This is a genomic window from Gordonia soli NBRC 108243 (assembly GCF_000334455.1).
In the GTDB taxonomy this organism is placed as follows: domain Bacteria; phylum Actinomycetota; class Actinomycetes; order Mycobacteriales; family Mycobacteriaceae; genus Gordonia; species Gordonia soli.
In genome coordinates this window covers 232,137-255,967 of the sequence record NZ_BANX01000008.1, presented here as the reverse complement: position 1 = coordinate 255,967, position 23,831 = coordinate 232,137, and the positions used below count along the sequence as shown (strand labels likewise).

24 protein-coding genes are annotated in these 23,831 nt (G+C 67.8%); 14 read left to right on the top strand and 10 right to left on the bottom strand.

Annotated elements, in window-relative coordinates; genetic code table 11:
* The first annotated feature begins 202 nt into the window (after positions 1–202).
* Positions 203–1,594, top strand: coding sequence for an HNH endonuclease signature motif containing protein (locus GS4_RS07205; RefSeq protein WP_007619034.1), 1,392 nt, complete (start codon positions 203–205; stop codon positions 1,592–1,594).
* Positions 1,595–1,629: 35 nt separating this feature from the next.
* On the opposite strand, the gene GS4_RS07200 is transcribed toward GS4_RS07205, so the two are convergent.
* Positions 1,630–1,818, bottom strand: coding sequence for a hypothetical protein (locus GS4_RS07200; protein WP_040509859.1), 189 nt, complete (start codon positions 1,816–1,818; stop codon positions 1,630–1,632).
* 29 nt (positions 1,819–1,847) lie between these two features.
* Complete coding sequence (locus GS4_RS07195) at positions 1,848–2,036, bottom strand: hypothetical protein (RefSeq protein WP_040509760.1); 189 nt, start codon at positions 2,034–2,036, stop codon at positions 1,848–1,850.
* Between the two features lie 62 nt (positions 2,037–2,098).
* Between GS4_RS07195 and GS4_RS07190 the strand changes: the two genes are divergently transcribed.
* From GS4_RS07190 to GS4_RS07170, 5 genes are all read left to right on the top strand, one after another.
* Positions 2,099–4,447, top strand: a complete 2,349-nt coding sequence (locus GS4_RS07190; RefSeq protein ID WP_007619025.1) for a molybdopterin oxidoreductase family protein — start codon at positions 2,099–2,101, stop codon at positions 4,445–4,447.
* Between the two features lie 9 nt (positions 4,448–4,456).
* On the top strand, positions 4,457–5,209 hold the full coding sequence (locus tag GS4_RS07185; RefSeq protein WP_007619024.1) for a PaaX family transcriptional regulator C-terminal domain-containing protein: 753 nt from the start codon (positions 4,457–4,459) through the stop codon (positions 5,207–5,209).
* Positions 5,210–5,319: 110 nt separating this feature from the next.
* A complete protein-coding gene (locus GS4_RS07180; RefSeq protein ID WP_007619023.1) occupies positions 5,320–6,969 on the top strand; it encodes an acyl-CoA dehydrogenase family protein in 1,650 nt (549 codons plus the stop codon).
* 5 nt (positions 6,970–6,974) lie between these two features.
* Positions 6,975–7,766, top strand: a complete 792-nt coding sequence (locus GS4_RS07175; protein WP_040509857.1) for a crotonase/enoyl-CoA hydratase family protein — start codon at positions 6,975–6,977, stop codon at positions 7,764–7,766.
* Positions 7,759–8,682, top strand: coding sequence for a crotonase/enoyl-CoA hydratase family protein (locus GS4_RS07170; protein ID WP_007619021.1), 924 nt, complete (start codon positions 7,759–7,761; stop codon positions 8,680–8,682). Before GS4_RS07175 ends, GS4_RS07170 begins: the two co-directional genes overlap by 8 nt.
* A gap of 27 nt (positions 8,683–8,709) precedes the next feature.
* Here the strand turns inward: GS4_RS07170 and GS4_RS07165 are convergent, their stop codons facing one another.
* From GS4_RS07165 to GS4_RS07155, 3 genes are all read right to left on the bottom strand, one after another.
* Positions 8,710–9,438: a haloacid dehalogenase type II gene (locus GS4_RS07165; protein WP_007619020.1), complete on the bottom strand. Its 729-nt coding sequence runs from the start codon at positions 9,436–9,438 to the stop codon at positions 8,710–8,712.
* A 117-nt stretch (positions 9,439–9,555) separates the two neighbouring features.
* Complete coding sequence (locus GS4_RS07160) at positions 9,556–10,557, bottom strand: metallophosphoesterase (RefSeq protein ID WP_007619019.1); 1,002 nt, start codon at positions 10,555–10,557, stop codon at positions 9,556–9,558.
* A 40-nt stretch (positions 10,558–10,597) separates the two neighbouring features.
* Positions 10,598–13,051, bottom strand: coding sequence for a penicillin-binding protein (locus GS4_RS07155; protein WP_007619018.1), 2,454 nt, complete (start codon positions 13,049–13,051; stop codon positions 10,598–10,600).
* A 301-nt stretch (positions 13,052–13,352) separates the two neighbouring features.
* Between GS4_RS07155 and GS4_RS07150 the strand changes: the two genes are divergently transcribed.
* A complete protein-coding gene (locus GS4_RS07150) occupies positions 13,353–13,685 on the top strand; it encodes a WhiB family transcriptional regulator (protein WP_051989644.1) in 333 nt (110 codons plus the stop codon).
* Between the two features lie 24 nt (positions 13,686–13,709).
* Here GS4_RS07150 and bagB read toward each other — a convergent pair whose 3' ends face one another.
* On the bottom strand, positions 13,710–14,819 hold the full coding sequence (gene bagB / locus GS4_RS07145; protein WP_007619016.1) for an ArsA family ATPase: 1,110 nt from the start codon (positions 14,817–14,819) through the stop codon (positions 13,710–13,712).
* The gene (bagA, locus tag GS4_RS07140; RefSeq protein WP_245555591.1) at positions 14,819–15,814 is read right to left on the bottom strand and encodes an ATPase BagA; all 996 of its coding nucleotides are present in this window, start codon (positions 15,812–15,814) and stop codon (positions 14,819–14,821) included. Before bagA ends, bagB begins: the two co-directional genes overlap by 1 nt.
* A 223-nt stretch (positions 15,815–16,037) precedes the next feature.
* Here bagA and sp36 point away from each other — a divergent pair, with 223 nt between their 5' ends.
* The 3 genes from sp36 to GS4_RS07130 are packed head-to-tail and all read left to right on the top strand — an operon-like array spanning position 16,038 to position 17,476.
* Positions 16,038–16,202 (top strand): Sp36 family protein, encoded by a 165-nt coding sequence (gene sp36 / locus GS4_RS25410; RefSeq protein ID WP_007619014.1) that lies wholly within the window; start codon positions 16,038–16,040, stop codon positions 16,200–16,202.
* Positions 16,202–16,705 carry a RidA family protein gene (locus GS4_RS07135; protein ID WP_040509758.1) on the top strand — a complete coding sequence of 168 codons (504 nt, stop codon included), beginning with the start codon at positions 16,202–16,204 and terminating at the stop codon, positions 16,703–16,705. The genes sp36 and GS4_RS07135 overlap by 1 nt, the downstream gene beginning before the upstream one ends.
* 3 nt (positions 16,706–16,708) lie before the next feature.
* Entirely contained in the window at positions 16,709–17,476 is a 768-nt protein-coding gene (locus GS4_RS07130; RefSeq protein ID WP_007619012.1) for a TSUP family transporter, read from the top strand.
* 123 nt (positions 17,477–17,599) lie between these two features.
* On the opposite strand, the gene GS4_RS07125 is transcribed toward GS4_RS07130, so the two are convergent.
* Complete coding sequence (locus GS4_RS07125; RefSeq protein WP_007619011.1) at positions 17,600–18,424, bottom strand: SDR family oxidoreductase; 825 nt, start codon at positions 18,422–18,424, stop codon at positions 17,600–17,602.
* 287 nt (positions 18,425–18,711) lie between these two features.
* On the opposite strand from GS4_RS07125, the gene GS4_RS07120 reads away from it, so the two are divergent.
* Entirely contained in the window at positions 18,712–18,915 is a 204-nt protein-coding gene (locus GS4_RS07120) for an NfeD C-terminal domain-containing protein (RefSeq protein ID WP_007619010.1), read from the top strand.
* Positions 18,916–18,984: 69 nt separating this feature from the next.
* Positions 18,985–20,199 carry a flotillin family protein gene (locus tag GS4_RS07115; RefSeq protein ID WP_007619009.1) on the top strand — a complete coding sequence of 405 codons (1,215 nt, stop codon included), beginning with the start codon at positions 18,985–18,987 and terminating at the stop codon, positions 20,197–20,199.
* Between the two features lie 66 nt (positions 20,200–20,265).
* Here the strand turns inward: GS4_RS07115 and GS4_RS07110 are convergent, their stop codons facing one another.
* Both GS4_RS07110 and GS4_RS07105 read right to left on the bottom strand, forming a co-directional pair.
* Positions 20,266–20,904: a response regulator gene (locus tag GS4_RS07110; protein ID WP_007619008.1), complete on the bottom strand. Its 639-nt coding sequence runs from the start codon at positions 20,902–20,904 to the stop codon at positions 20,266–20,268.
* Positions 20,901–22,133, bottom strand: coding sequence for a sensor histidine kinase (locus tag GS4_RS07105; RefSeq protein WP_007619007.1), 1,233 nt, complete (start codon positions 22,131–22,133; stop codon positions 20,901–20,903). Before GS4_RS07105 ends, GS4_RS07110 begins: the two co-directional genes overlap by 4 nt.
* Positions 22,134–22,336: 203 nt before the next feature.
* On the opposite strand from GS4_RS07105, the gene GS4_RS07100 reads away from it, so the two are divergent.
* Together GS4_RS07100 and GS4_RS07095 are read left to right on the top strand one after the other, a co-directional pair.
* Positions 22,337–22,864, top strand: a complete 528-nt coding sequence (locus tag GS4_RS07100; protein ID WP_040509847.1) for a hypothetical protein — start codon at positions 22,337–22,339, stop codon at positions 22,862–22,864.
* Positions 22,865–23,007: 143 nt separating this feature from the next.
* Positions 23,008–23,817 carry an MBL fold metallo-hydrolase gene (locus GS4_RS07095; RefSeq protein ID WP_007619005.1) on the top strand — a complete coding sequence of 270 codons (810 nt, stop codon included), beginning with the start codon at positions 23,008–23,010 and terminating at the stop codon, positions 23,815–23,817.
* Positions 23,818–23,831: the final 14 nt, after the last annotated feature.

The following is a 23,831-nucleotide window of genomic DNA, read 5'->3' as shown; positions in this document are numbered from 1 at the left end:
GGGCCGCCGCCGAGAGACGCGAGCGGATCCGCCTGAGGAGAGCAGACTTTCACGGCGGAACCGGTTTCTGTCGGTGGCCGGCGGTAGTGTTGTACTCAGATCAGATGATGTATGGCCCCGATGGTGTGGGGCGAGTCAACGATGAAGCAGCCCAATTCATCTCGACACACATGATGGTGTCCTCGCCCGAAGGTCTCTACCGTTGTTCACCTATTCCGATCACCACGCCGACGATGCGGCGCTGTCATCGTGCGGCACCGGTGGGCTCGGTGAACACGGACGGGCAGCCCAACGACTCGAACGCCAAGCCGCAGCCCGCAAAGTACTGCTCGCCCATCGGATCGGGCAGGCGATCTTCGACGACATGCTCTGCCTCGACCCCGCCGATCTCCACCCCGGCGTCGGCAACGCCGCGGAGAAAGCAGCAGTCGGCGAGGTGTCACTGCAATTCGGAGTCTCACGCACCATGGCCGGCCGCTGGATGGAACTGGGCACCATGCTCGCCGACCTCCCCCGCATCCGGATCGCGTTCCTGACCGGCGACTACACGCTCAACCGCGTCACCATCCTCGCCCACGCACTCGAACGCCTCGACCCCGACCTGCGCGAGACAGCGCAGGATACGGCCATCGCCCTGGCCCAGCGTCCGGTCACCGACACCGTCCTGCGTGACCTACTCGACGAACTCGTCATCACCGTCGACCCCGACCAGGCCGCCACCGACCGCGAGGACTACGCCGACCGCTACCTCGACCTCACCATCACCAACGACGGACAAGGCCACACCGCGATCGAAGCGACCGTGCCCGCCGAACACGGCATACACCTGCGCACACGCATCGACACACTGATCGAGCAACGACTGTGCCCCGACGATCCCCGCACCATCGGACACCGACGAGTCGACGCACTCGCCGACATCCACGCACTCCCCGGAGCCCACCTGCAATGCCGATGCGGACTCCCCACATGTCCCAAACGCAGACCCGGCGAGACACCACCCGACACGACCGCCCAACCAAACACGACCCAGCAACCTGCATCGACCCTGGTCCTCGAACGCCGACCCGACACCATTGCGCGCCTCCGCGGACACGGCGCCATCGACCCCGCACACGCCGACCACATCGCAGCCATGCCCGGGGTCACCATCATCACCACGCCCGGCCCCCTCACCCCCGGCCCCCTCGCACCCGGCCTCGTCACACCCGGCGCCGGGGCACTGTCACCGACAACGCCCGCAGCCGTGCCGGTCGACCCCACCGGACACGGCGGCTACCACCACCCACCACCAGGCGCCCTCACCTACACCCCGACAACAGCGTTACGCGCCCAGATCCTGGCCACCGACCGCTACTGCCGATATCCGTTCTGCGGCATGCCCGCCCACCGATGCGAACTCGACCACCTCGTCAAATTCGACCACACCAACCCGTCCGCGGGTGGCTGGACCCTGCCCGCCAACATCGCACCCCTGTGCACACCCGACCACCACCGCAAACACCTCGGCCGATGGATCCCCCACATGAACACCGACCGCACCATCACCTGGCACAACCCCGAAACAGGACAGTCCCTCACCACATACCCGTGATGAGGGACCGCCCGGTCGTCCAGTTATCCGGGGGCTCAGTTGCCCTTGCCCTCGGTGTCGTCGAAGAACGACCACTCGCCGTCGTGGTTGACCTCGATCCGCCAGCCGAGTTCGGTGTTGTCGGCGCGGGAATCGACGAACCATGCGTGTGCATCGTCGGCGTTCTCGATGTCCTTGGTGTCGACGACTTCGCCGCGGGGATTGAGCACTCTGTACGTAGCCATGCCACCGACATACCCGACCTGCAACGCCGTCAATCGTCCTCGGACGATCGTCGACCGGTGACGTGAGCCACCAGCGCCGGATCGGTCGACACCACGCGGTCGGCCTCCTCGCCGCCATCGCACCGACGCAGCGAGATACTCGCACTCGTCGAATCCAGCCGAAGGACTCGCCAGGTCCCACCCGCCGCCTCCCAGCGGAGGAGTTCGTCCAACGTCACTTACTGATCCCACCACGCCCGACAGCGTGTGACCAGAACGCCGCTGGGGTAGCCGATCCACCATGGCAGGCAGCACGACGCGGACGGCCATTGATCGGATCGAGCGCCCCTGGGGCGATCGCACACCGTACACACGCGGTGAGCGATGGCCGACTCGCGTCGACACACAACTCGCCGGCGGCGTGACCGAGGCCGACGTCGACCGATGGGTTCCGGCGGCATCGCTACTCCACTCGAACGGTGATGCGATGGACATCGCAGTCAAGGACGAGACCATCGTCGGAGTGCGTGGACGGGGTGCCGATCGCGTCAACGCCGGCCGCCTCGGACCGAAGGATCTGTACGGCTGGCAGGCCAACAATTCTGCGGACCGTCTCACCCGACCCCTGGTCCGCCGCGGAGGCGAGCTCGTCGAGTCCGACTGGGATACCGCGATGGACGCGATCGTCGACCGCTGCCGAGCCCTCATCAGCGACCCTGACCATGGACCCGAGGCGATCGGCTTCTACACCTCGGGACAGTTGTACCTTGAGGAGTACTACACACTCGGCGTGATCGCCCGCGCCGGCATCGGGACCCCACACCTGGACGGCAACACCCGACTCTGCACCGCGACCGCGGCGGAGGCGTTGAAGGAGTCCTTCGGAAGCGACGGGCAACCGGGCAGTTACTCCGACGTCGACCACACCGACACCATCGCGCTCTTCGGGCACAACGTGGCCGCGACGCAAACCGTGTTGTGGATGCGCATCCTGGATCGGCTCGACGGTCCGACGCCGCCCCGGCTCATCTGTGTCGATCCACGCCGTACCGCGGTAGCCGAACGCGCCGACATCCACCTCGCGCCGCGCCCGGGTACCAACCTCGCCCTGATGAACGGACTCCTTCACGAGATCATCCGCAACCACTGGTACGAGCCAGATTTCGTCACCGACCACACAGTCGGGTTCGCCGACCTGGCGAGGACTGCCGCCGACTATCCGCCGGCCCGGGTCGCCGACATCTGCGGGATCGACGCAGGCGATCTGATGGACGCGGCCGAACTCATCGGGACCACCGATCGACTGCTGTCGACCGTCCTCCAGGGCTTCTACCAATCGCACCAGGCGACCGCCGCTGCCGTGCAGGTCAACAACATCCATCTGCTGCGCGCGATGCTCGGTCGTCCGGGATGCGGGGTCCTGCAGATGAACGGTCAGCCGACTGCGCAGAACACCCGGGAATGCGGTGCGAACGGAGACCTACCGGGTTTTCGCAACTGGGCCAACGAGGACCACGTACACGAACTCGCCGAGCTATGGGATGTGTCTGTCGACCGCATCCCGCACGACGGACCTCCGACGCATGCGATGGAGATCTTCCGACTCGCGGAGACGGGATCGGTTCGACTGCTGTGGATCTCGGCAACCAATCCAGCTGTGTCCCTGCCCGAACTGGCCCGCATACGTGACATTCTCGGCGACGAGGAACTCTTCGTCGTCGCACAAGACCTGTTCCGCACCGAGACCGCTGAACTGGCCGACGTCGTTCTCCCCGCCGCGACCTGGGGTGAGAAGACCGGCACCTTCACCAATGCGGACCGGACGGTGCATCTCGCCGAGAAAGCGGTGGATCCACCAGGGGCCGCACGCGCAGACCTCGACATCTTCGTGGACTTCGCCGCGCGCATGGACTTCCGGGACCAGCATGGCCGACCGCTGATCCGGTGGGCCGATCCGGAGGGTGCTTTCCGAGCCTGGCAGCGGTGCAGCGCAGGACGGCCGTGCGACTACACCGGGTTCAGCTACGAGTTCCTGCGTGCAGCCGGCGGCACCCAGTGGCCGTTGCCGGCGGGATCGTCGGCCGGTACCGAACGCCTGTACGTCGACAGGCGGTTTCCGACGGATGCCGACGAGTGTGAGACCTTCGGCAAGGACATCGCCGACGGGACGCCCGTGAGCCCTTCGGACTACCGTGCCCGCGACCCGCACGGCCGAGCCCTCCTCAAGGCCGCTACGTATTCTCAGCCGCGCGAGGTGCCATCCGAGGCCTATCCGTTCTCGCTGATCACGGGGAGGACGCTCTATCACTTCCACACTCGGACGAAGACCGGCCGTGCGCCCGAACTGCAGGCCGCAGCGCCGGAGGTGTGGGTACAGGTCAACCCCGATGACGCCCGGACCCTCGAGATCGAGGAGGGGCAGATGCTGGAGATCATCAATACTCGCAGTCGTGTCCACGCCCGTGCGCGGATCGGCGACGTCCGGCCGGGAGTCCTGTTCTTGCCGTTCCACTACGGCTACTGGGACGTCGACGACTCGGCAGGCCACGATCGTGCCGCCAACGAACTGACCCCCACCGATTGGGACCCGGCGTCAAAGCAGCCGATCTTCAAGACGAGTGTCGCCGCCCTGCGGAAGGCCCCGCGTTAGCATCACCGCATGTCACCTGCTCGTCGTCCGCGCTCGCTCTCGGCCCGCTCGGCGATCCTGAGGGTGCTGCTCGGCGCGCACCCGGCTCGCGCATCGGCGTCCGGAATACTGTCGGTGGCAACCGAACTCGGCTTCGGTGAGTCGGCCGTCCGCGTCGCGCTCACCCGGATGGTGAGCGCAGGCGACCTGGAGCGCGACAACGGCGAGTATCGCCTCGCGCCCCGACTGATCGAGCGGCAACGACGCCAGGACGCCGCCGTCGTGCCGCAGACGCGGGACTGGGACGGCACATGGCGTCTCGTGGTGATCAGCACCCCGGCGGCCGATGCCGCCACGCGCACCGCGACGCGAGACGCCCTGCGCGCCGCCCACCTCGGTGAGCTGCGAGAAGGCGTATGGCTCCGCCCCGACAACCTCGTCGGCCGGGCCGAACTGCCGGACGATCGGGCCACCTCGATGCTCGCGACACCCGACGACGATCCGTCCGAGCTGGCCGAACGACTGTTCGCGACCTCGCTGTGGGCGCAGTCGGCCACCGAGTTGATCGCCGACTACGCCGACGCATCGACTCTCGCCGATCGCTTCGTCGTCGCAGCCGCGATCGTCCGCCACATCCTCGACGACCCGCTGCTACCTGCTGCGTTGCTCCCGGAGGGATGGCCGGGAACCGAGCTGCGGACACGCTACGACGAGTTTCGCCGTGAATTCGCCGACCACGCGGAGCAGATCGTCGGCGACCTCCGCGGTCGCGCCGACGTCTGAGAATTACATAGTCTTGTCGTGTGACGCGATAATGTAATACGGTCGGTGTCGATCACCGGCACCGAACACCGGGGCGCGTGCCGACGCAGACCGCGGCGAGAGGCGAGACCATGACCGCTACACATGAGGTCCTCAACCAGGTACCTCCACTGATCGACGTGGATGCGGCGCAGCAGCCGGTCATCCTGGAGGCCATCGCGCGCGCCGGTGCCGACCACGCACTGGACGAGTTGCACGAGGTCGGTCGGCTGGCGGGGTCGGCGGAAGCGCTCGGTTGGGGCGATCGGGCAGAGGCGAACCCGCCCATCCTGCGCACTCACGATCGCTACGGGCACCGCATCGATGAGGCGGACTACGATCCCGCGTACCACGAGTTGATGAGGCGGGCAGTGGGATTCGGTCTCCACGGTGCCCCGTGGGTCGACCGTCGACCGAGGCCTCACCTGGTGCGCGCCGCCAAGATGAGTGTGTGGGGCCAGACCGACGCGGGACATGGGTGCCCGATCTCGATGACCTACGCCGTCGTCCCGGCACTCCGCCGATCGCCGGATCTCGCCGCGACCTACGAACCGCTGCTGGCGAGTCTCGCTTACGATCCCGGCCTGCGCGCGCCGCTGTCCAAGCGGGGACTCATCGCGGGCATGTCGATGACCGAGAAGCAGGGTGGCAGCGACGTGCGCGCGAATACCACCACGGCCGAATCGAACTCGGACGGCTCGTACTCGATCACCGGGCACAAATGGTTCACGTCCGCCCCGATGTCCGACCTGTTCCTCGTTCTCGCGCAGGCGCCGGGAGGTCTGTCATGCTTCCTGGTCCCGCGGGTTCTGCCGGACGGTTCGCGTAACCCGTTCCTGCTCCAACGTCTCAAGGACAAGCTGGGCAACCACTCCAACGCGAGCAGCGAGGTGGAGTACGACGGAACTCTCGGTTGGCTCGTCGGCGAGGAGGGGCGTGGCGTCGCGACCATCATCGAGATGGTCAACATGACCCGGCTCGACTGCACGCTGGGTGCGGCGACCGGGATGCGCGTCGGGGTCGCCAACGCGGCCCACCATGCAGCCCACCGCCGTGCGTTCGGTGCCGAGCTCATCGACCAACCCCTGATGCGCAACGTGTTGGCCGACCTCGCGATCGAGGCGGAGGCCGCCACCACCGTCGGACTGTGGCTGGCGGAGCTCACCGACCGGGCCGCCGAAGGCGACCAGGGTGCCGACGCCCTCCGTCGGATCAGCCTGGCGGTGAGCAAGTACCACGTCTGCAAACGCGGTCCGATCCACGCGGCCGAGGCGTTGGAGTGTCTGGGCGGCAACGGATACGTGGAGGACTCGCGGATGCCGCGCCTCTATCGCGAGGCGCCACTGCTCTCGGTGTGGGAGGGATCCGGGAACGTCGCCGCTCTGGACGTGTTGCGGGCCATGGTCAAACAGCCGGAGACCGTCGAAGCCTTCCTCGGTGAGGTGTCGGCGAGTCGCGGGGCCGATCCCCACCTCGACGCGGCGGTGACAAAGCTCGGCGTCGACCTGTCCGGGCTGGCGACCGGATCACCGGATGTCGCGCAGTATGCGGCCCGCCGCGTCGTCGGTGACATGGCGACGATCCTGCAGGGTTCGCTGCTCATCCGCCACGGTCACCCCGAGGTCGCCGAGGCGTTCTGTGTGAGTCGACTCGGCGCCGACCACGGCGACGTGTTCGGAACGCTCCCAGCAGGTCTCGAGGTGTCGGCGATCCTCGACCGCACCACGCCGAAGGTCGGGTGACGGCGATGGCAGCGACGCCGGCCACCACCGTCCGCGTCACGCGCAGGGGTCCGGTCACGCTGATCGGCATCGACCGCCCGCACGTACGCAACGCCGTGGACCGGGCCACGGCCGAGGCGCTCGCCGACACGTTCCGAGCCTTCGACGACGATCCGGACGCATCGGTCGCGGTGCTCTACGGCGAGCACGGGAACTTCTGTGCGGGCGCAGATCTGAAGGCCATCGCCGATGGCGGGGGAAACCGCGTCGCCGACGACGGCGACGGTCCGATGGGACCCACCCGGATGCGGCTGGGTAAGCCGGTCGTCGCGGCCATCGCCGGTCACGCCGTGGCCGGTGGGCTCGAGCTCGCCCTCTGGGCCGATCTCCGGGTCGCCGAACGCAGTGCGGTTCTCGGCGTGTTCTGTCGGCGGTGGGGTGTGCCGCTCATCGACGGTGGCACTGTGCGCCTACCCCGACTGATCGGGACCGGCCGGGCGATGGACCTCGTCCTCACCGGCCGGGCGGTGGACGCGACCGAGGCCTTCGACATCGGTCTGGTCAACCGGGTCGTGGACGACGGTACGGCTGTGGATGCCGCCGTCGAACTCGCCACGGAGATATCGCGATTCCCGCAGACCTGCATGCGTGAGGACAGACTCTCGCTGCTCGAGCAGGAGTCGCTCGACGAACCGGACGCACTCCGGAACGAACTGCGGCACGGCATGACGTCGCTGGCGTCGGACACGGTGGCCGGTGCGACCAGATTCGCCGGAGGTGCCGGTCGGCACGGATCGTTCGAGGAGAGAGATGCCTGAGAAAACGGGTTCGGACTACGCCACCCTGACCTACGAGGTCACCGATCGGATCGCTCGGATCACCTTCGATCGGCCGGAACGGGGGAACGCGATCACCGCCGACACCCCGATCGATCTCGCGGCCGCAGTGGAGCGCGCCGACCTCGACCCCGGCGTCCACGTCATCCTGGTGTCCGGGCGCGGCAAGGGATTCTGCGGCGGATACGATCTCTCGATCTTCGCCGAGGGCATCGGTGCCGGGGACGCAGGGGACTCCGCCGACGGAAACTCCCCGTCGGTGCTCGATCCCATGGTGCAGGCGCGCAACCACGACCCGTCGTCCACCTGGGACCCGATGATCGACTACGCGATGATGAGTCGATTCAACCGCGGCTTCTCGAGCCTGCTGCACGCGAACAAGCCGACCGTGGTCAAGATCCAGGGTTTCGCGGTGGCCGGCGGCACCGACATCGCGCTCTACGCCGACCAGATCATCTGCGCCGATGACGCACGCATCGGGTATCCGCCGATGCGTGTCTGGGGCGTGCCGGCTGCGGGGATGTGGGCGCACCGTCTGGGGGACCAGCGGGCCAAGCGGCTGCTGTTCACCGGCGATCTCATCAGCGGACGTCAAGCCCTGGAGTGGGGTCTCGCCATCGAGGCGCCACCGGCCGACGAACTCGATTCGCGGACCGAGGAACTCGTCGGTCGGATCGCGCAGATGCCGGTCAACCAGCTGATCATGGCGAAGCTCGCGTTGAACAGTTCACTGCTGGCGCAGGGGGTCTCCACATCGGGGATGATCAGCACGGTGTTCGACGGGATCGCCCGTCACACTCCCGAGGGCTACGGATTCCAGATGCGTGCGGCGACCGAGGGATTCCGCGAGGCGGTCCGACAGCGCGACGAGCCGTTCGGGGATGCCAAGCCGCGCTAGGTCGGTCGGCTCGGCAGGTCGGTCGGCTCAGCGCTCTGCTCGGGCCACCCCGAGCTGGTCGGCGAGGTCGTGCACGTCGGTCGCGTGCAGATCGTTGTCGGGTGACCCGGAGTCGTCCTTGGGCTGACCGCCCCATTCGGCCGGGCGCTCGATGAACGCGGTCCGCAGTCCGTTGGAGCGCGCCGCGTCGAGGTCGCTCTGGTGGGTGGCCACCATCATCACCTGCGACGTCGGTACCTCCAAGAGATAGGCGATGCCGCGATACGTTGCGGGACTGGGCTTGTAGTGGCGCCACAGGTCGGACCCGCCGATGAAGTCCCAGCCGAAGTCGTTGTGCTTGGCCATCTCGGTCAGCAGTGCGACGGTTCCGTTGCTCAGCGCGACGACCGTGTACTTCTCGCGGAGCCGACGGAGACCGTCGGCGGCATCGGGCCACGCGGGGATGCTGCGCCAGGCACGGACCAACGACTCGACCTGGTCGTCGTCAATCGCGACCTCGAACTCGTCGGCGGTGTCGCGCACAGTGATCCGCTGCAGGTCGTCGAGGCCTTGCCACGGGCGCTCACCTGCCTCGACCTCGCCCATGATGGGGGCGTAGCGCGTGCGCCAGGCGCGTGTGAAGGCGCCGGCGTCGAGGTCGTCTCCCAGGGTCTCCGTCACGGCCCCGGAGATCCCGGTGTGCCAATCGGTCACCGTGCCGAAGGTGTCGAAGGCGAGCACCTTGACCGACGACGGGGACGGTTGCGAGTTGGTCATCCGAGCAGCTTCTCACAACCGGGATCGCCATATTCAGGGCGGAGACGGAGTCCGCGAAACCGACGCGGCCGATCAGCTGCGCAGATCAGGGTGCTTCGGCAACCCGTGCCGGCCCCGTCAGCTGGTCTCGGTCGCCAACTGCGGAAGCGACTGGTCCACCGATTCGTCGGCGTCGCCGTGGGAGACCGGGGTGAGCGTCAGCAGGCTGGCCTCCGGGCGGCAGCAGAATCGGGCCGGAGCGTACGGGGATGTACCGAGACCTGCGCTGACGTGCAGCTTCATGGTCGACCCCCAGTTGGAGACACCCTTGACCCGAGACCGGTCGAGCTCGCAGTTGGTGACCAGCGCCCCGAAGAAAGGCAGGCACAGCTGGCCCCCGTGGGTGTGGCCGGCGAGCGTCAGGTCGTAGCCGTCGGCGGCGAACCGGTCGAGCACGCGGGGCTCCGGCGAGTGGGTGAGCCCGAGTCGCAGATGGGCCAGCGGGTTGGGCCGACCCTCGACTGTCTCGTACCGGTCGCGCTGCAGGTGCGGATCGTCGACACCCGCCGCTACCACCCGCACGCCGGCGACCTCGAGTTCACGCACCGTGTGGGTCGCATCGAGCCAGCCGCGCTCAGTGAACGCAGCGCGCAGATCCTGCCATGGCAACGGCTCGCCGTGCCGACGCTCGTGGTTCTTGTCGAAGTACTTGAGCGGGTTCTTCGCGGTCGGCCCGAAGTAGTCGTTGGACCCGAAGACAAAGAGTCCGGGCCGGGAGAGCAGACCGCCCAGGGACTGGATCACCGACGGCACAGCCTGCGGGTGGGCCAGGTTGTCGCCGGTGTTGATCACCAGATCGGGCTCCAGCGCCTCGAGTTCGGACACCCAGGCCTGCTTGAGGTGCTGGTTGGGTGTCATGTGCAGATCGCTGATGTGCAGCACACGTAGCGGCGTCGCGCCCGGCTCGAGGACGGGCAGCGTGGAGTGTCGCAGCGTGAAGGCGTTGCGCTCGATCACAGTCGAGTAGAAGAGGCCTGCGGCCGCCGCGCCGGCGGCAGCTCCCAGTACGCGGGCGACGCCCGACGGAACCCGGCCCTCCCGCGACCGGACGGAGGCGATGATCTGGTCGGTGTGGAGCATCAAACCAGGATACGCACGATCGCAGCGCCGGGCTGTCACATCACCCGGGGAGCTGGATCACCACCGGTCCGACACCGGGCACCTGCACGGTGGTCTGGGTCGGACCGTTCGAGCCGCCTTCAGTGCGCCGACCGTTGCTGACGTACACGGTCACCACGCTGCCCGGCATCGCCGAGTCCGACGGTGCCGTGAACACGACGGTGCCCTGCGGACGGCCGCTGTCGACGTCGAGCTGGTTCACCTTGAACCCGGCGGCCTGCAGCCGCGAGGTCGCGGCGCTCGCGGGCAACCCCGTCACATCGGGGATGCGGCCGCGGTCACTGCCCGACTGGAAGCGCGGGTCGATCGGAGGGAGCCGGACCGGCCCGAACTTGGTCGCGACCGGGTTCATCGCCTCGTACCAGGTGCGGGCGGGCTCCATACCGCCGTAGAGATTGCCGTCGTAGCACTGGCGCAGCGGCGAGGTGCAGACACCGGACGGGGTCGGGCCGTCGTTGTAGACGTACGCCGACCCGGCGATCTGGTTGGTGAATCCCAGGAACGCCGACGAGCGGTGTGCCTCGGTGGTGCCGGTCTTACCCGACGCCGGGAGGCTCCAGCCCTGCGATCCCGCGGCCGCAGCCGAGGTGCCGCCACCCTGGTCGTCCTTGCTCATCGCGTTGGCGAGGGTGTTGGCCAGTCCCTCCTCGACGACCTGCTCGCACTTCGGTGCGGTGAACGGCACCGCGGTGAGCGCGGGCCGGTTGTCCGGACCGACCACCGGGTTGCCGTACTTGTCGCGCTTGATGGTGCTGATCGATGCGATCGGGTTCGGCGGGCACCAGGTTCCACCGGACGCGATCGTGGCGGCGACGTTGGACAACTCCAACCCGTTCACCGGAGTGGGGCCGAGGGTGAACGAACCGAGGTTGCCGTCCTTGACGTACTGCGCGACGCTCTTGTCGCCGTAGCCCGACGAGCCGGGCGCGTTGTAGGTCCGCAGACCCAATCGCACCGACATGTCGACTGCCGGCTTCACACCGACCTGCTGCAAGAGCTTTACGAACGCGGTGTTCGGGGACTGCGCAAGGGCATTGGTGATGGACATCGACGCGGGGTACTTGCCGTCGTTCTTGACGCAGTAGGAGTTGGCGGGACAGCCGTTGGAGCCGCCGCTGTTGCCCATGCCCTCGACGGCCACGCTCGACGGGACCGGGATCGAGGAGCCCGCGCCGAGGCCCTTCTCCATCGCCGCGGCGACGGTGAAGATCTTGAACACCGATCCCGCGCCGTCACCGACGAGCGAGAACGGCTGTGGCTGCATGGTCTCGCCTGCGTTCAGGTTGAGCCCGTAGTTGCGGCTCGACGACATCGCCAGCACATCGTGGGAGCGCTTGCCGGGACGGATCGCACTCATCACGTTCGCGACACCGTCGGCGGTCGGGCTCGCCTGGTCCTGGACTGCGCGCACCGTCGACCGCTGGACGGCCGGGTCGAGCGTCGTGCGGATGACGTAACCACCGCGCAGGACCGAGTTGCGGGAGATCCCGTTCTCGGCCAGGAACTGCAGCGCGTAGTCGCAGAAGAAGCCGTTGTTGCCGGCGCCGATGCAGCCCTGAGCAGGGGTGTTCGGGCGCGGCAGCACGCCGAGCGGACTGGCCTTGGCTTTCTCGATCTCGGCGCGGCGGTCGGGGAAATTATCGATCATCGTGTCCAGCACGACGTTCCGACGCTCGAGCGACGCCTCGGGGTTGTTGTACGGATCCAGCGCAGAACTCGACTGCACCATCCCGGCCAACATCGCCGACTGTCCGATCGTGAGATCCTTCGCCGACCGTCCGAAGTAGGTCTGCGCGGCCGCCTCGATGCCGTAGGCGTTGTTGCCGAACGGCACCACGTTCAGGTAGCGCGTGACGATCTGCTTCTTGGCCTCCTGCTTGGCTGCGGCGTCGTCGAGTCCCTTGTCGCGCTTGGCCTGTTCGGTCAGCGACTGCTCCATGGTGAGGGCCATCCGGACCTCGCGGAGCTTGCGGGCGGGGGTGGTCTCGATGGCTGCCTGACGATCGGCTTCGGTGCGTGCCAACACCAACAGCTGATAGTTCTTGATGTACTGCTGATCCAGCGTCGACGCGCCCTGCTGGACCTCGCCCGACGACGAGTTCTTCAGGGCCGCGCGGATGGTGCCCTTCCAGTCGACGCCGTCGTGCTCGAGGAAGCGCCGGTCCTCGATCGAGATGATCGCGCGGATCATGTCCGGCGAGATGTCGTTGTAGCCGACCTGATACCGGAACTGGTCGTAGAGCACCGCGATGGGCTTGCCGTCGGCGTCGGTCATCGTCGACACCTCGGGGAGCGTCCCGTTCAGAAGCTCCGACGAGACGTTCTCGACCGCGGAGGCAGCCCGGTTGGAGACCACTCCCAGGCCGCTGGCCACGGGGAACAGCATTCCGGCGACGAGGACACCGGCGAGGAGGCAGCTTCCTGCAAGTGGCCACAATTTCTTCGAGATCGGCACGAGCAACAGGATACGTGGCAACCCGTCTCCAGGGCCGGACCGCGCGCCCGTCGAGGTGTACGAACCGTTATCGAACCGCTGACCTGCGCTGATGAGCTCTGTTTGCACGGCTGTGCCAGTTTCTTCGCGCTAGGGGTTGCGTCGTCATACACAGATCCCTAAATTGAGTGCAGAATGTGACTCACGTAACAATCCGTCTCAAAAGTGGCGTGGCGAGCGGATTTGTCCAGGTGGTGCGCACCCTCATAGATCGGGTCCCGCAGGGGACCGCGAACCGACACGACAGACAGGGGTTCGGCGGATGACGACAGCAGCGATAGGCGTTCCGACCGGAGAAGTAGTCAACGGCGAAGCTCGGTTGACCTGGGTCGCACAGGCACGGTGCCGAGGCGGGAACCCCGACGATCTGTTCGTCCGCGGCGCGGCTCAGCGCAAGGCCGCGACCATCTGCCGGCACTGCCCGGTCCAGCTCGAATGTGGCGCGGATGCCCTCGACAACCGCGTGGAGTTCGGTGTGTGGGGTGGCATGACCGAGCGTCAGCGTCGCGCATTGCTGCGGCAGCATCCCGAGGTCACCTCGTGGGCGTCGTTCTTCGAGGCCCAGCGTCGGCGCCAGCACGCCGACGCCGTCTAGCGCAGCTTCGCCTGCACCACCGGATCAGCCGCGGCCGGTGATCTGCTCGGCCACGGCCTGCAGTGCCCGGACGTCGGCGACCTCGAACGGCAACGCCGGCACGCCGACTATCGGGACGGCCGGATGAGCCGCCGTGAACCGTTGCAGCAGATGCAGTTCGCGCTTCCCGGTGGCGGCGCGTTCGGCATGGATGCGGAGCACGCCGGTGGTCAGCTCGTCGTCGACGGTCTCCAGGGCAGCTCGCGCCGACGACTCCGAGATCGACGTCAGGTTCGGATGGGTCCGGTTGAGCACCAGACCTGCGAGCGGCATGGTCTCCTCGGACAGCCGGTCGACGAAGAAGGCGGCCTCGCGCAGCGCGTCCGGTTCGGCCGCGGCGACCACGACGAACTGCGTACCCGGCTGCTTCAGCAGCGCATATGTCTTTGCCGCACGATCCTGGAACCCGCCGAACATCGAATCGAGTGACTGGACGAAGGTCGCGACGTCGCGCAGCGTGTCGCCTCCGACGATCGTCGAGACACCGCGCATGGCGAGGCTCATCGCACCCGTCACCACACGTCCGACACCGCGTCCACCGCCGACCAGTACCTTCATCAGCCGTCCGGACAGGAACGAGCCCAGCCGCGCCGGGGCGTCGAGGAAGTCAAGGGCGTTCCGGGACGGCGGGGTGTCGACGATGATGAGGTCCCAGCGGTCCTGTTCGAGGAGCTTGCCGAGCTTCTCCATCGCCATGTACTCCTGCGTGCCGGAGAAGGACGACGCGACCGTCTGATAGAACGCGTTGTCCATGATGGCGGCGGCGCGATCGGGCGTCGAATACTCGATGACCATCTCGTCGAACGTCCGGCGCATGTCCAACATCATGGCGTCGAGGGACCCGTTGCCCGCTCCGGAGACGTCGTCCACGACCACCGGTTGCGGATCGTTGGTCAGCTCCGACATCCCGAGGGACTGTGCGAGTCGGCGCGCGGGGTCGATGGTCAGCACCGCGACCCGTCGGCCGTGCTCGGCCGCATAGAGGGCCATCGCGGCGGCGGTGGTCGTCTTGCCGACACCGCCGGCGCCACAGCAGATGACCACCCGTGTCCCGGGATCGGTCAGGACCGCACCCATCTTGAGGTCGACCGGCATCATGCACCTGCTTTCTGCAGCAGTTCGGCCAGTTCGTAGATCGAACCGAGGTCGATGCCCTCTCCCAGCGCGGGCAACTCGAGTGTCGGGACGTCGACCTCGTCCAGCTGGGCCTTCGCGATCTGCTGCGCCTGCAGACGAGTCGCGTGCTCGATGGTCTCGGTCAACAGTCCGGCCAGATCGGAGTCGGCCAGGGTGATCCCGGCACCGGTCACCGACGCCTGGATCCGCTCGGCGTCGATCCGTCCCTCGGCGATCTCGTCGACCGCGTCGGCTGGCAGATGCGGCGTGCTGACGCGGTTGATGATCAGGCTGCCGACCGTGAGGTCCTTGCTCTGGAGTTCGCCGACGGCCTCGATGGTCTCCTGGATGGGCATCGCCTCGAGCAGGGTGACCAGATGGATGACGGTGTCCGCGGAGTGCAACAGTTGAACCACACCGTCGCTCTGATTGCGGATCGGGCCGGTCTTGGTGAGGTCGGCCATCGCCTGCGTGACGTCGAGGAAGTTGCCGATTCGCCCCGTGGGCGGCGAGTCGACGACCACCGCGTCGTAGACCTGCTTTCCCGACTTGTCGGAGTGGACGACGCGCTCCTTGATCTTGCCGGTCAGCAAGACGTCGCGGAGGCCGGGTGCCACGGTCGTCACGAAGTCGATCGCTCCGATACGCCGCATCGCACGTCCGGCGAAGCCGAGGTTGTAGAACATGTCGAGATACTCGAGGAGCGCATGCTCGATGTCGATCGCCAACGCCGAGACCTCGCCACCACCCTCGGCCGTCGCGATCCGGGTGTCGGTGGGCGGCAGCGGTGGGATGTCGAAGAGCTGTGCGATGCCCTGGCGGCCTTCGCACTCGACCAGCAACACCTTCTTGCCGTCGGCCGCCAACGCGAGCGCGATGGCGGCGGCGACGGTCGTCTTGCCGGTACCGCCCTTGCCGGAGACGAAGTGCAGCCGCGCGCGGGCGGCCACTTCCGGCCAGAGGTTCACGTGCACCCCGGCGGCGTCGGGGACCTCGGCTCCGGGACCGCGACCATCCGGGACTGTCTCATTGACCACGGCCTCACCATATCGGCCCCTCCCGCCGCATCGGGTGTGATGTCGGATGGCGCGGCGACGGCAACTGCGGCACGCGAGTTCTTCGCTCCACTCCGCCGCGCGATCACCCCGACTCCCCGGCACGCCTCGCACCGACTCCGGCACCGGCTAGGCTTGCCGCATGAGTGAAGTGACCGCCTGGGAGTACGTGACGGTGCCGCTGCTGACCCATGCGACCAAGCAGATCCTGGACCAGTGGGGCTCCGACGGTTGGGAACTCGTCAGCGTCCTGCCCGGTCCGACCGGTGAGCAGCACGTCGCCTACCTGAAGCGTCCGAAGGGCTGATCGTGGCGACCTGGACCGAACGACTCGGCGAACTCGGTATCGCGCTGCCCGGTGTGGTCGCGCCCGTCGCGAGCTACGTCCCCGCCGTCCGCACCGGAAACCTGGTCTACACCGCGGGTCAGGTCCCGGTCATCGACGGACGCCTCGACGTGCGGGGCAAGGTCAGTGAGGGCGCCGAGGGCGTCGTGACGCCCGAGGCCGCCACCGCCGCTGCACGCCAATGCGCACTGAACGCGCTCGCCGCCGTCGACGCCCTCGTCGGACTCGACTCGATCGTCCGGATCGTCAAAGTGGTCGGGTTCGTGGCGTCCGCACCCGGCTTCACCGGCCAGCCGCAGGTGATCAACGGTGCTTCCGACCTCCTCGGTGAGATCTTCGGCGAGGCAGGCGCCCACGCGCGATCGGCCGTCGGTGTCTCCGAACTGCCGCTCGGCGCACCCGTCGAGGTCGAGCTGATCGTCGAGGTCAGCACCACCGAGGCCGGCGCCGCCGAAGTCAGCTAGGAGTTGTCGACCGCCGACATCGTCTTGCTGATCGTCGCGGCGGCGATGGCCGGCTGGGTCGACGCCGTCGTCGGCGGGGGCGGGCTCGTCCTGATCCCGGCGATGCTGATCGCCTATCCCGGCCTGCCCACGGCAACGGCCCTGGGCACCAACAAGTTCGCTGCGGTGTTCGGCACCGCCTCGGCCGCCGTCGCCTATGCGCGAAAGGTCCGGCTGGATGCCAGGACCCTCGCGCCCGTGTTCGTCCTCGCGGTGCTCTCCTCGGGAGCCGGCGCCTATGTGGCCAGCCGACTCCCCACCGAGGCATTCACCCCGATCGTCCTCGGACTCCTCGTCGCGGTGGGGATCTTCGTCGTCTGCAAGCCCGACTTCGGGTCGGCGACCCTGCAGACCCGTTCTCGCACATCAAAATTGGTCGGCCTCCTGGTGGCGGGCGTGGTGGTCGCGTTCTACGACGGTGTGATGGGACCCGGCACCGGGACCTTCCTGATCATCACGCTGACCGCCCTCGTCGGCACCGGGTTCCTGGAGAGTTCGGCACGGGCGAAGGTCATCAACACCGGCACCAACCTCGGGGCGCTCGTCGTCTTCGGTTTGGGCGGGCACATCCTCTGGCTGCTCGGACTGGGGCTGGCCGTCGCCAACATCGCCGGTGCCCAGGTCGGTGCGCACATGGCACTCGGCCGGGGCAGTTCATTCGTCCGCTGGGTGCTGCTCGCGGTGGTGCTGGTGATGGTCGGGAAACTCTCGTACGACCTGATCACGGACTGACGGCACGTTACCGGGGACCGCCACCTTTCCGCAGACGCCGATCGGGGCCGCCCACGTGGACGACCCCGACCGGGAGCGCTCAGCCCTGCGCCGGAACGGCTTCAGCCCTGCGCCTGAACGGCTTCAGCCCTGCGCCTGAACGGCGACGTCCTGCCATTGTTCCCAGGTCGCCAGCCGGGATTCGTAGTCGGCCTTGGCGATGTCCAGCGGCGCCGCACCGAAGAAGACTCGCAGGGGCGGCTTCTCGGCGTCGACGATCTTCAGCACCGCAGCCGCTGACGCAGCCGGGTCTCCGGGGGTCGTGGTGCGCTTCTTGCGCGCCTCCTGTGCGGCGGCGTGGACCTCTGCGTACGCGGGCAGTTCCGCGGAGCGCTTCGCCGACGAGCCGGCCCAATCGGTGGCGAAACCGCCGGGCTCGATCAGCGTCACGTGGATGCCGAAGGACTCGACCTCTTGCGCGAGAGCCTGGGAGAAGCCCTCGAGGGCCCACTTCGATGCGTGATAGATGCCCACACTCGCGAACGCGCTGATGCCACCGATCGACGACACCTGGATGATGTGGCCACTGCGCTGTTCCCGCAGGAACGGCAGTGCTGCCTGGGTGATCCAGAGTGCGCCGAAGACGTTGGTCTCGATCTGCGCGCGGGCCTCGTCCTCGGTGAGCTCCTCGATGAATCCGAAGTGTCCGTAGCCGGCGTTGTTGACCACGACGTCGAGCCGACCGAAGTGCTCGTGGGCCCGTGCGACGGCGGCGAAATCGGCCGCCCGGTCGGTGACGTCGAGTTCGATCGGGAGGAGCGCGTCGCCGTAGCGTTGCGTCAGGTCGTCGAGCGACGCGATGTCGCGTGCGGTGGCGGCGACCTTGTCGCCACGGTCGAGTGCGGCGATCGCCCACTCGCGGCCGAATCCGCGCGAGGTGCCGGTGATGAACCAGACCTTTTCAGTCATGATCTGCCTTTCGTCGTCGAACGGCCGGTGCGCCGGCCACCCTGCGCACAACGGTGAGGTAGGGGTCCGCTGTTCCCCCGGTCCGACCTCGGCTCGGCGTGCGCCGAACCGAGGTGGATGCACAGCCGACACCGAGGATCGGGTGAATCGGACACGTCCGAGCCGAGCCCGAGTCGCCCGGATGGCCGGGCGCGGGGGCTGTGTCGGTCGGCCGGCTGCTGTTCGCGGTCACACCTGGCCGGATAGGGTGAGGCATCGAGAGATCCCGCAGTACGGCAGGGGAGGACGTGGTCGGTTCGACGGGCGTGGTCACGCTCGCCATCGCCGGAGGCGACGGCATCGGTGAGGTCGAACTCGCGTTGGCCGGCGGCACCGAGCGATACCTGGCGCGCAGCGCCGACCCGATCGAGGTCGATGCGACGGTGTTGGTGATCGGGGTCGAACCCGGTCGGATCGTCGACGTCGAACGCTGGTTGCCCCTGCCGGGCTGACGCACCACCGGTGCGCCCGAGGTACATCCAGAGCCGGTGACCAGACCGGCAACCACAGAGAGGTAGAACATGCTCGGATACCACGTGCCAGAACCCGACGAAGCGATGTTGATCTCGGGTAAGAAGTCCCGCGAGGGCGGCACTCCGTTCGACGTGGTCGTCGGGCACGGCAAGTGGGTCGTCCCGGTCCTGCGCAAGGTCCGCTACCTCTCGATGGCACTCCACGAGGCGCAGATCCGTGAGGTCTGCGTGACGACCCAGGGCATCCAGCTCAACGTCCGCGCGGTGATCGCCCACAAGGTCGGCGGCGACGTCGCGTCGATCGTCAACGCCGGCCAGCGCTTCATCTCCGAGCAGGAGAACGAGATGAACCAGTTGACCGGGCAGGTGTTCTCCGGCCACCTGCGATCGATCGTCGGCTCGATGACCGTCGAGCAGATCATCCGTGAACGCGACACCCTGGCACGTCAGGTCCTGGAGGCTTCGAAGAAGGAGATGGGGTCGATCGGCCTGGTGGTCGACTCGTTCCAGATCCAGTCGATCGACGACATGGACTCCGGTTACATCAACGCCCTCGCCGCACCCAACATCGCGAAGGTTCAGCGCGAGGCCGCCGTCGAGAAGGCCCGCGCCGACCAGGAGGCGTCCAAGGCGCAGCAGGAGTCGCTCCGAAACCAGGCCGACTACGAGCGCGAGACGTCCATCAAGCGCGCCGAGATCAGGTCCGAGACGGACAAGGCGAACGCCGAGGCATCCCAGGCAGGGCCGCTCGCGGAGGCGCGTGTCAGCCAGGAGATCATCCGGGAGCAGTCACTCCTCGCCCAGGCGCAAGCGGATCTGCGTGAGCAGCAGCTGCTCTCAGAGGTGATCAAGCCCGCCGAGGCAGAGGCGAAGCGCACCCAGATCATCGCCGAGGCCGAGGCGCGAGCGATCGAGATCCAGTCGGCGGCCGCCGCCAAGCACAACCGGATCGCGCTCGACCAGCAGCTCATCGAGCAGTTGCCATCGCTTGTCGGCGAAGTCGCCAAGGGACTGGGTGCCTCGAACCTGACCGTGTTCAACGGGGCCGAGGGCATCAACGAGGTGATGACCGGTGTGGTGACCCAGGGTGCGGCACTGCTGAAGTCGCTGCAGGGGCAGGTCGTCGGCTCCAACGGTGACGACGGGCACGGCGATGGCGAGTACGGCGAAGACGGGTACGACGGCACGGCGGACTACACGGTCGAGGACGGTCCGTTCGAGACGCGCTCGGTCGGCGGCGGAGCGACCGATAGCCACCCCTGATCCGGGACCTCGCCGACGCGGTGGTGTCCCCGATCGTCGTCGACACCCGTTGCGGCCGAACCCTTGTCAGGCCAGGTGGTGCGCGAACGCGTAGGCCACCAGCGCAGCCCGGTCCCGACAACCGGTCTTCGTCAGGATGTGGTTGATGTGCGTCTTCACCGTGCTGATGCTCACCACGAGCTCGGTGGTGAGCCGATGATTGGAATGGCCCTTCGCCACCAGGCGGAGCACCTCGATCTCCCGGTCGGTCAGGCCATCAGGGTTCTCCGGCGGCCGGCCGGCCGGAGTGCCGGCGCGGGTGCGAAGAGCGTGTAGCGCTTTGGCGTCGAGCAGTGAGCGACCCTCGGCGGCAGCCACGATCGCCGATTCGATCACTTCGGGGTCGGCGTCCTTGTTCAGGAACCCGATGGCCCCGGCATCGAGTGCGGCGACGATCGTCTCGTCGTCGTCGTAGGTCGTCAGGGCCACCGCAGCGGTCCGGGAGCCGCCGGTCACCAGTCGCCGGATTCCCTCGACACCGCCGATCCCGGGCATGCGCAGATCGGTCAGCAGGACGTCGGGATCGGCTGAACCGACCAGTCGCAGCGCATCTTCCGCGTCCGGGGCGACCCCGACCACCTCGATCGAGTCGAACAGCGACAGCAGCGACCGCAAGCCCTCGCGGACCACGGTCTGGTCGTCGGCGATGACGATGCGGACGGTCATGGCGCCGTGCGGAGTTCGAGGAGGAATCCACCGTCGGTGGCGCCGTGGGACAGTGATCCGCCTGCGGCCTCGACCCGCTCGCGGAGGCCGATGATCCCGTGGCCACCACCGCCGGTGTCGCCCCTGCCGAAGGTCGTCACGTCGCCGACGGACAACACCCGCACCGTGATGGGGGTGGGGGCATGGTCGACGGCGGTGTCTGCATCATCGACCGGGCGGGCACCATCGACCGGGCGGGCAACGTCGACCGGGCCGCAGAATTCGATGCGCACGGGCGCACCGGGTGCGTGCCGGATCGAGTTGGTGAGCCCCTCCATGAGCAACGATCGTACGAGGCCCCGCCACCCGGACGGCACGACGTCGGCGTCACCGTACACGGTGGCCTCGAGACCGGTCGACGCCCGCGACCGGTCGATGGTCCGTGCCAGCCAGTCGGCAATCGGTTCGGAGTCGGCGTCACCCGACGCCGGCCCCGCGTCACCGTCACCGCGCAATGACCCGACCGCCGATCGCGCCCCCGACAAACCGTCGCGCGCAAGCGAGATGGCGGTGCGCAGCCGCTCGTCGAGATCTGCGGACACGTTCTCCTTGCGAGCCGCCACCGACGCGCCCTGCAGCGTGATGACGAGGCCGGACAACGTGTGCGCCAACACATCGTGCAGCTGGGCCGCGATCTCCCGCTGCTGCTCGACCGCGATGGCACGGGCGCGCTGCTCCTCGATCACGGCGCGTTGGGCCGAGGCGAGTTCCTCAGCCTCACGCTCCCGGGTCCGCGCGATCACATAGGCAACCGTGATGATCGCGGCCCCGACGTTGATGATCGGCGCCCACGTGCTGTCGGCGAGCCACCAGCTGTGGATGCCGAGCGCGACCACGGGCGGGAGCGCGATCACGACCGACAACCAGCCGGCCGTCGGGACCAGCCCGGCCGCGATCACCCCGAGGTAGCCGATCCAGGTCGTCGCGCCACCGGTGAAGGCCAGCACCAGAGTCGATGCCGACGCCGCGAGGCCGATGGCGCCGGCCATCCGCCAGCGACCGAAACGTCCGCCGCCGAAGACCGCGACCAGCATCGGGCACAGCACCACCGTGGCCGCCCAGCCGATCGCCGACCGCCACGCCGGTTCATGCGAGGCGTCGTTGACGACGGTGACCACGACGGCGAGGATCAGCACGCCGGACAGCACCCCGCGCTCCGGCGCGATCGCGCGCGCTCTCCGCTCGATCATCCGACTCCCTTCCTGTCGCCGACACAGTTGCGTCTGTCACCGACGCACGTGCGGCCCGCCTGAACCGCTGCCCGCCTCGACCGCTGCCCGCCTGAACCGTAGCCGCACCACGCGGGCATCGAGCGGGCCGTCGTCCCGAGATCAACCCTGGATCAACCCGAGGGTTGATGGCCGCAGCAGCGTCGACGTCGAAGCTGAAGAGCATGAACACACCGCTCATCGTCATCCTCGTGGTCGTCGCCATCGTCTTCCTCCTCTACCGGCAGACCCGCGAACGCCCGGTGTCCCGCTCGACCGTCACGGTGCCGGTGGTGCTGGGGGCCGTAGGGATCTACCAGACAGTCGACTACCTGCAGAACCACCACCACACCGTCGGCGACATCGTGGCCGTCCTCGTGGGATTCGTGGTCGCCGCCGCAATCGCCGTACCCCGCGCGCACCAGGTGAAGATCTATCGCGATGCCGCAGGTGTCGTCGTCAGCCGGGGCGGTCCGGCGACCATCGCGCTGTGGGTCGTCGCGATCGTCGCCCACGCCGCGATATCGCTGGGCGTCCCCATGGCATTCGGCGAACCGATGGCCCGGGGGCTCTCCGGCCTCGACGGCGCCTCGATCCTGGTCTACCTCGCGATCACCATCGGAGTGCAGGGCGCGATCATCTCCGCCCGAGCGGCCGGGGTGCGTCGGTCCGATGCCGCGGATGCCGTGGTCGCATCGCAGCGGATCGGATGAGAACCGATCTGCAGGAATCGAAGGCGGTACCCCGGCCGGCGCGGAAGTGACGCGGATTACTGTGGGAAACCATGACCGACGAAGCCGGTACCGATTCCTCTGCTGACTCCACCGCTGCTGACTCCACAGTTGATGACCTCCCGGTGCACCCCGCCTACGGCGTTCTCCGGGAGGTCACGCCGTTCGCGTCCGTGCTGCTGTGCAAGAACCCCGGTTCGATGACGCTCGAGGGCACCAACACCTACATCCTGCGGGCGCCCGGCAACCGCGAATGCGTGGTCGTCGATCCGGGTCCGAAGAAGCACAAGGCCCATGTGAAGCGGATCGCCGAGCAGTCGGGGATCGTACTGACGCTGATCACGCACCGACACTTCGACCACACCGGGGCGATCGACGCGCTTGCGAAGCGGACGTCGGCGCCCACCCGGGCGCGACTGTCGGCGCATTGCCGGGACGGCAAGCCGCTCGCCGACCGCGAGGTCATCGAGGTCGCCGGCCTGCGGATCACCGTTCTCCTCACGCCCGGTCACTCCGGCGACTCGGTGAGCTTTCTCGTGGAGTGGCAGGGTCAGCGCGCGCTGCTGACCGGCGACACGATCCTCGGTCGCGGGACCACGGTCATCGACCCCAGCGACGGGACCCTGCGGGACTACCTGAACTCCCTGAACCGGATCATCGTCGAGAGCGAGAACGGCGATGGTGCACCGACGGCGCTGCTGCCGGCACACGGACCCGACCATCCCGACGTGATCCCGGTGGCGCGGTTCTACAAGCAGCATCGCGAGGAGCGGATCGACCAGGTGCGGGCTGCGCTCGACGACCTGGGCATCTCGGCGAAGAAGGCGAAGCCGATGAAGGTGGTCCGCAAGGTCTACGCCGACGTCGACAAGAAACTGTGGCCTGCGGCCCGGATGTCGGTGAAGGCGCAGTTGGAGTACCTGCGCAGCGCCTGACCGGTCTGCTCGAA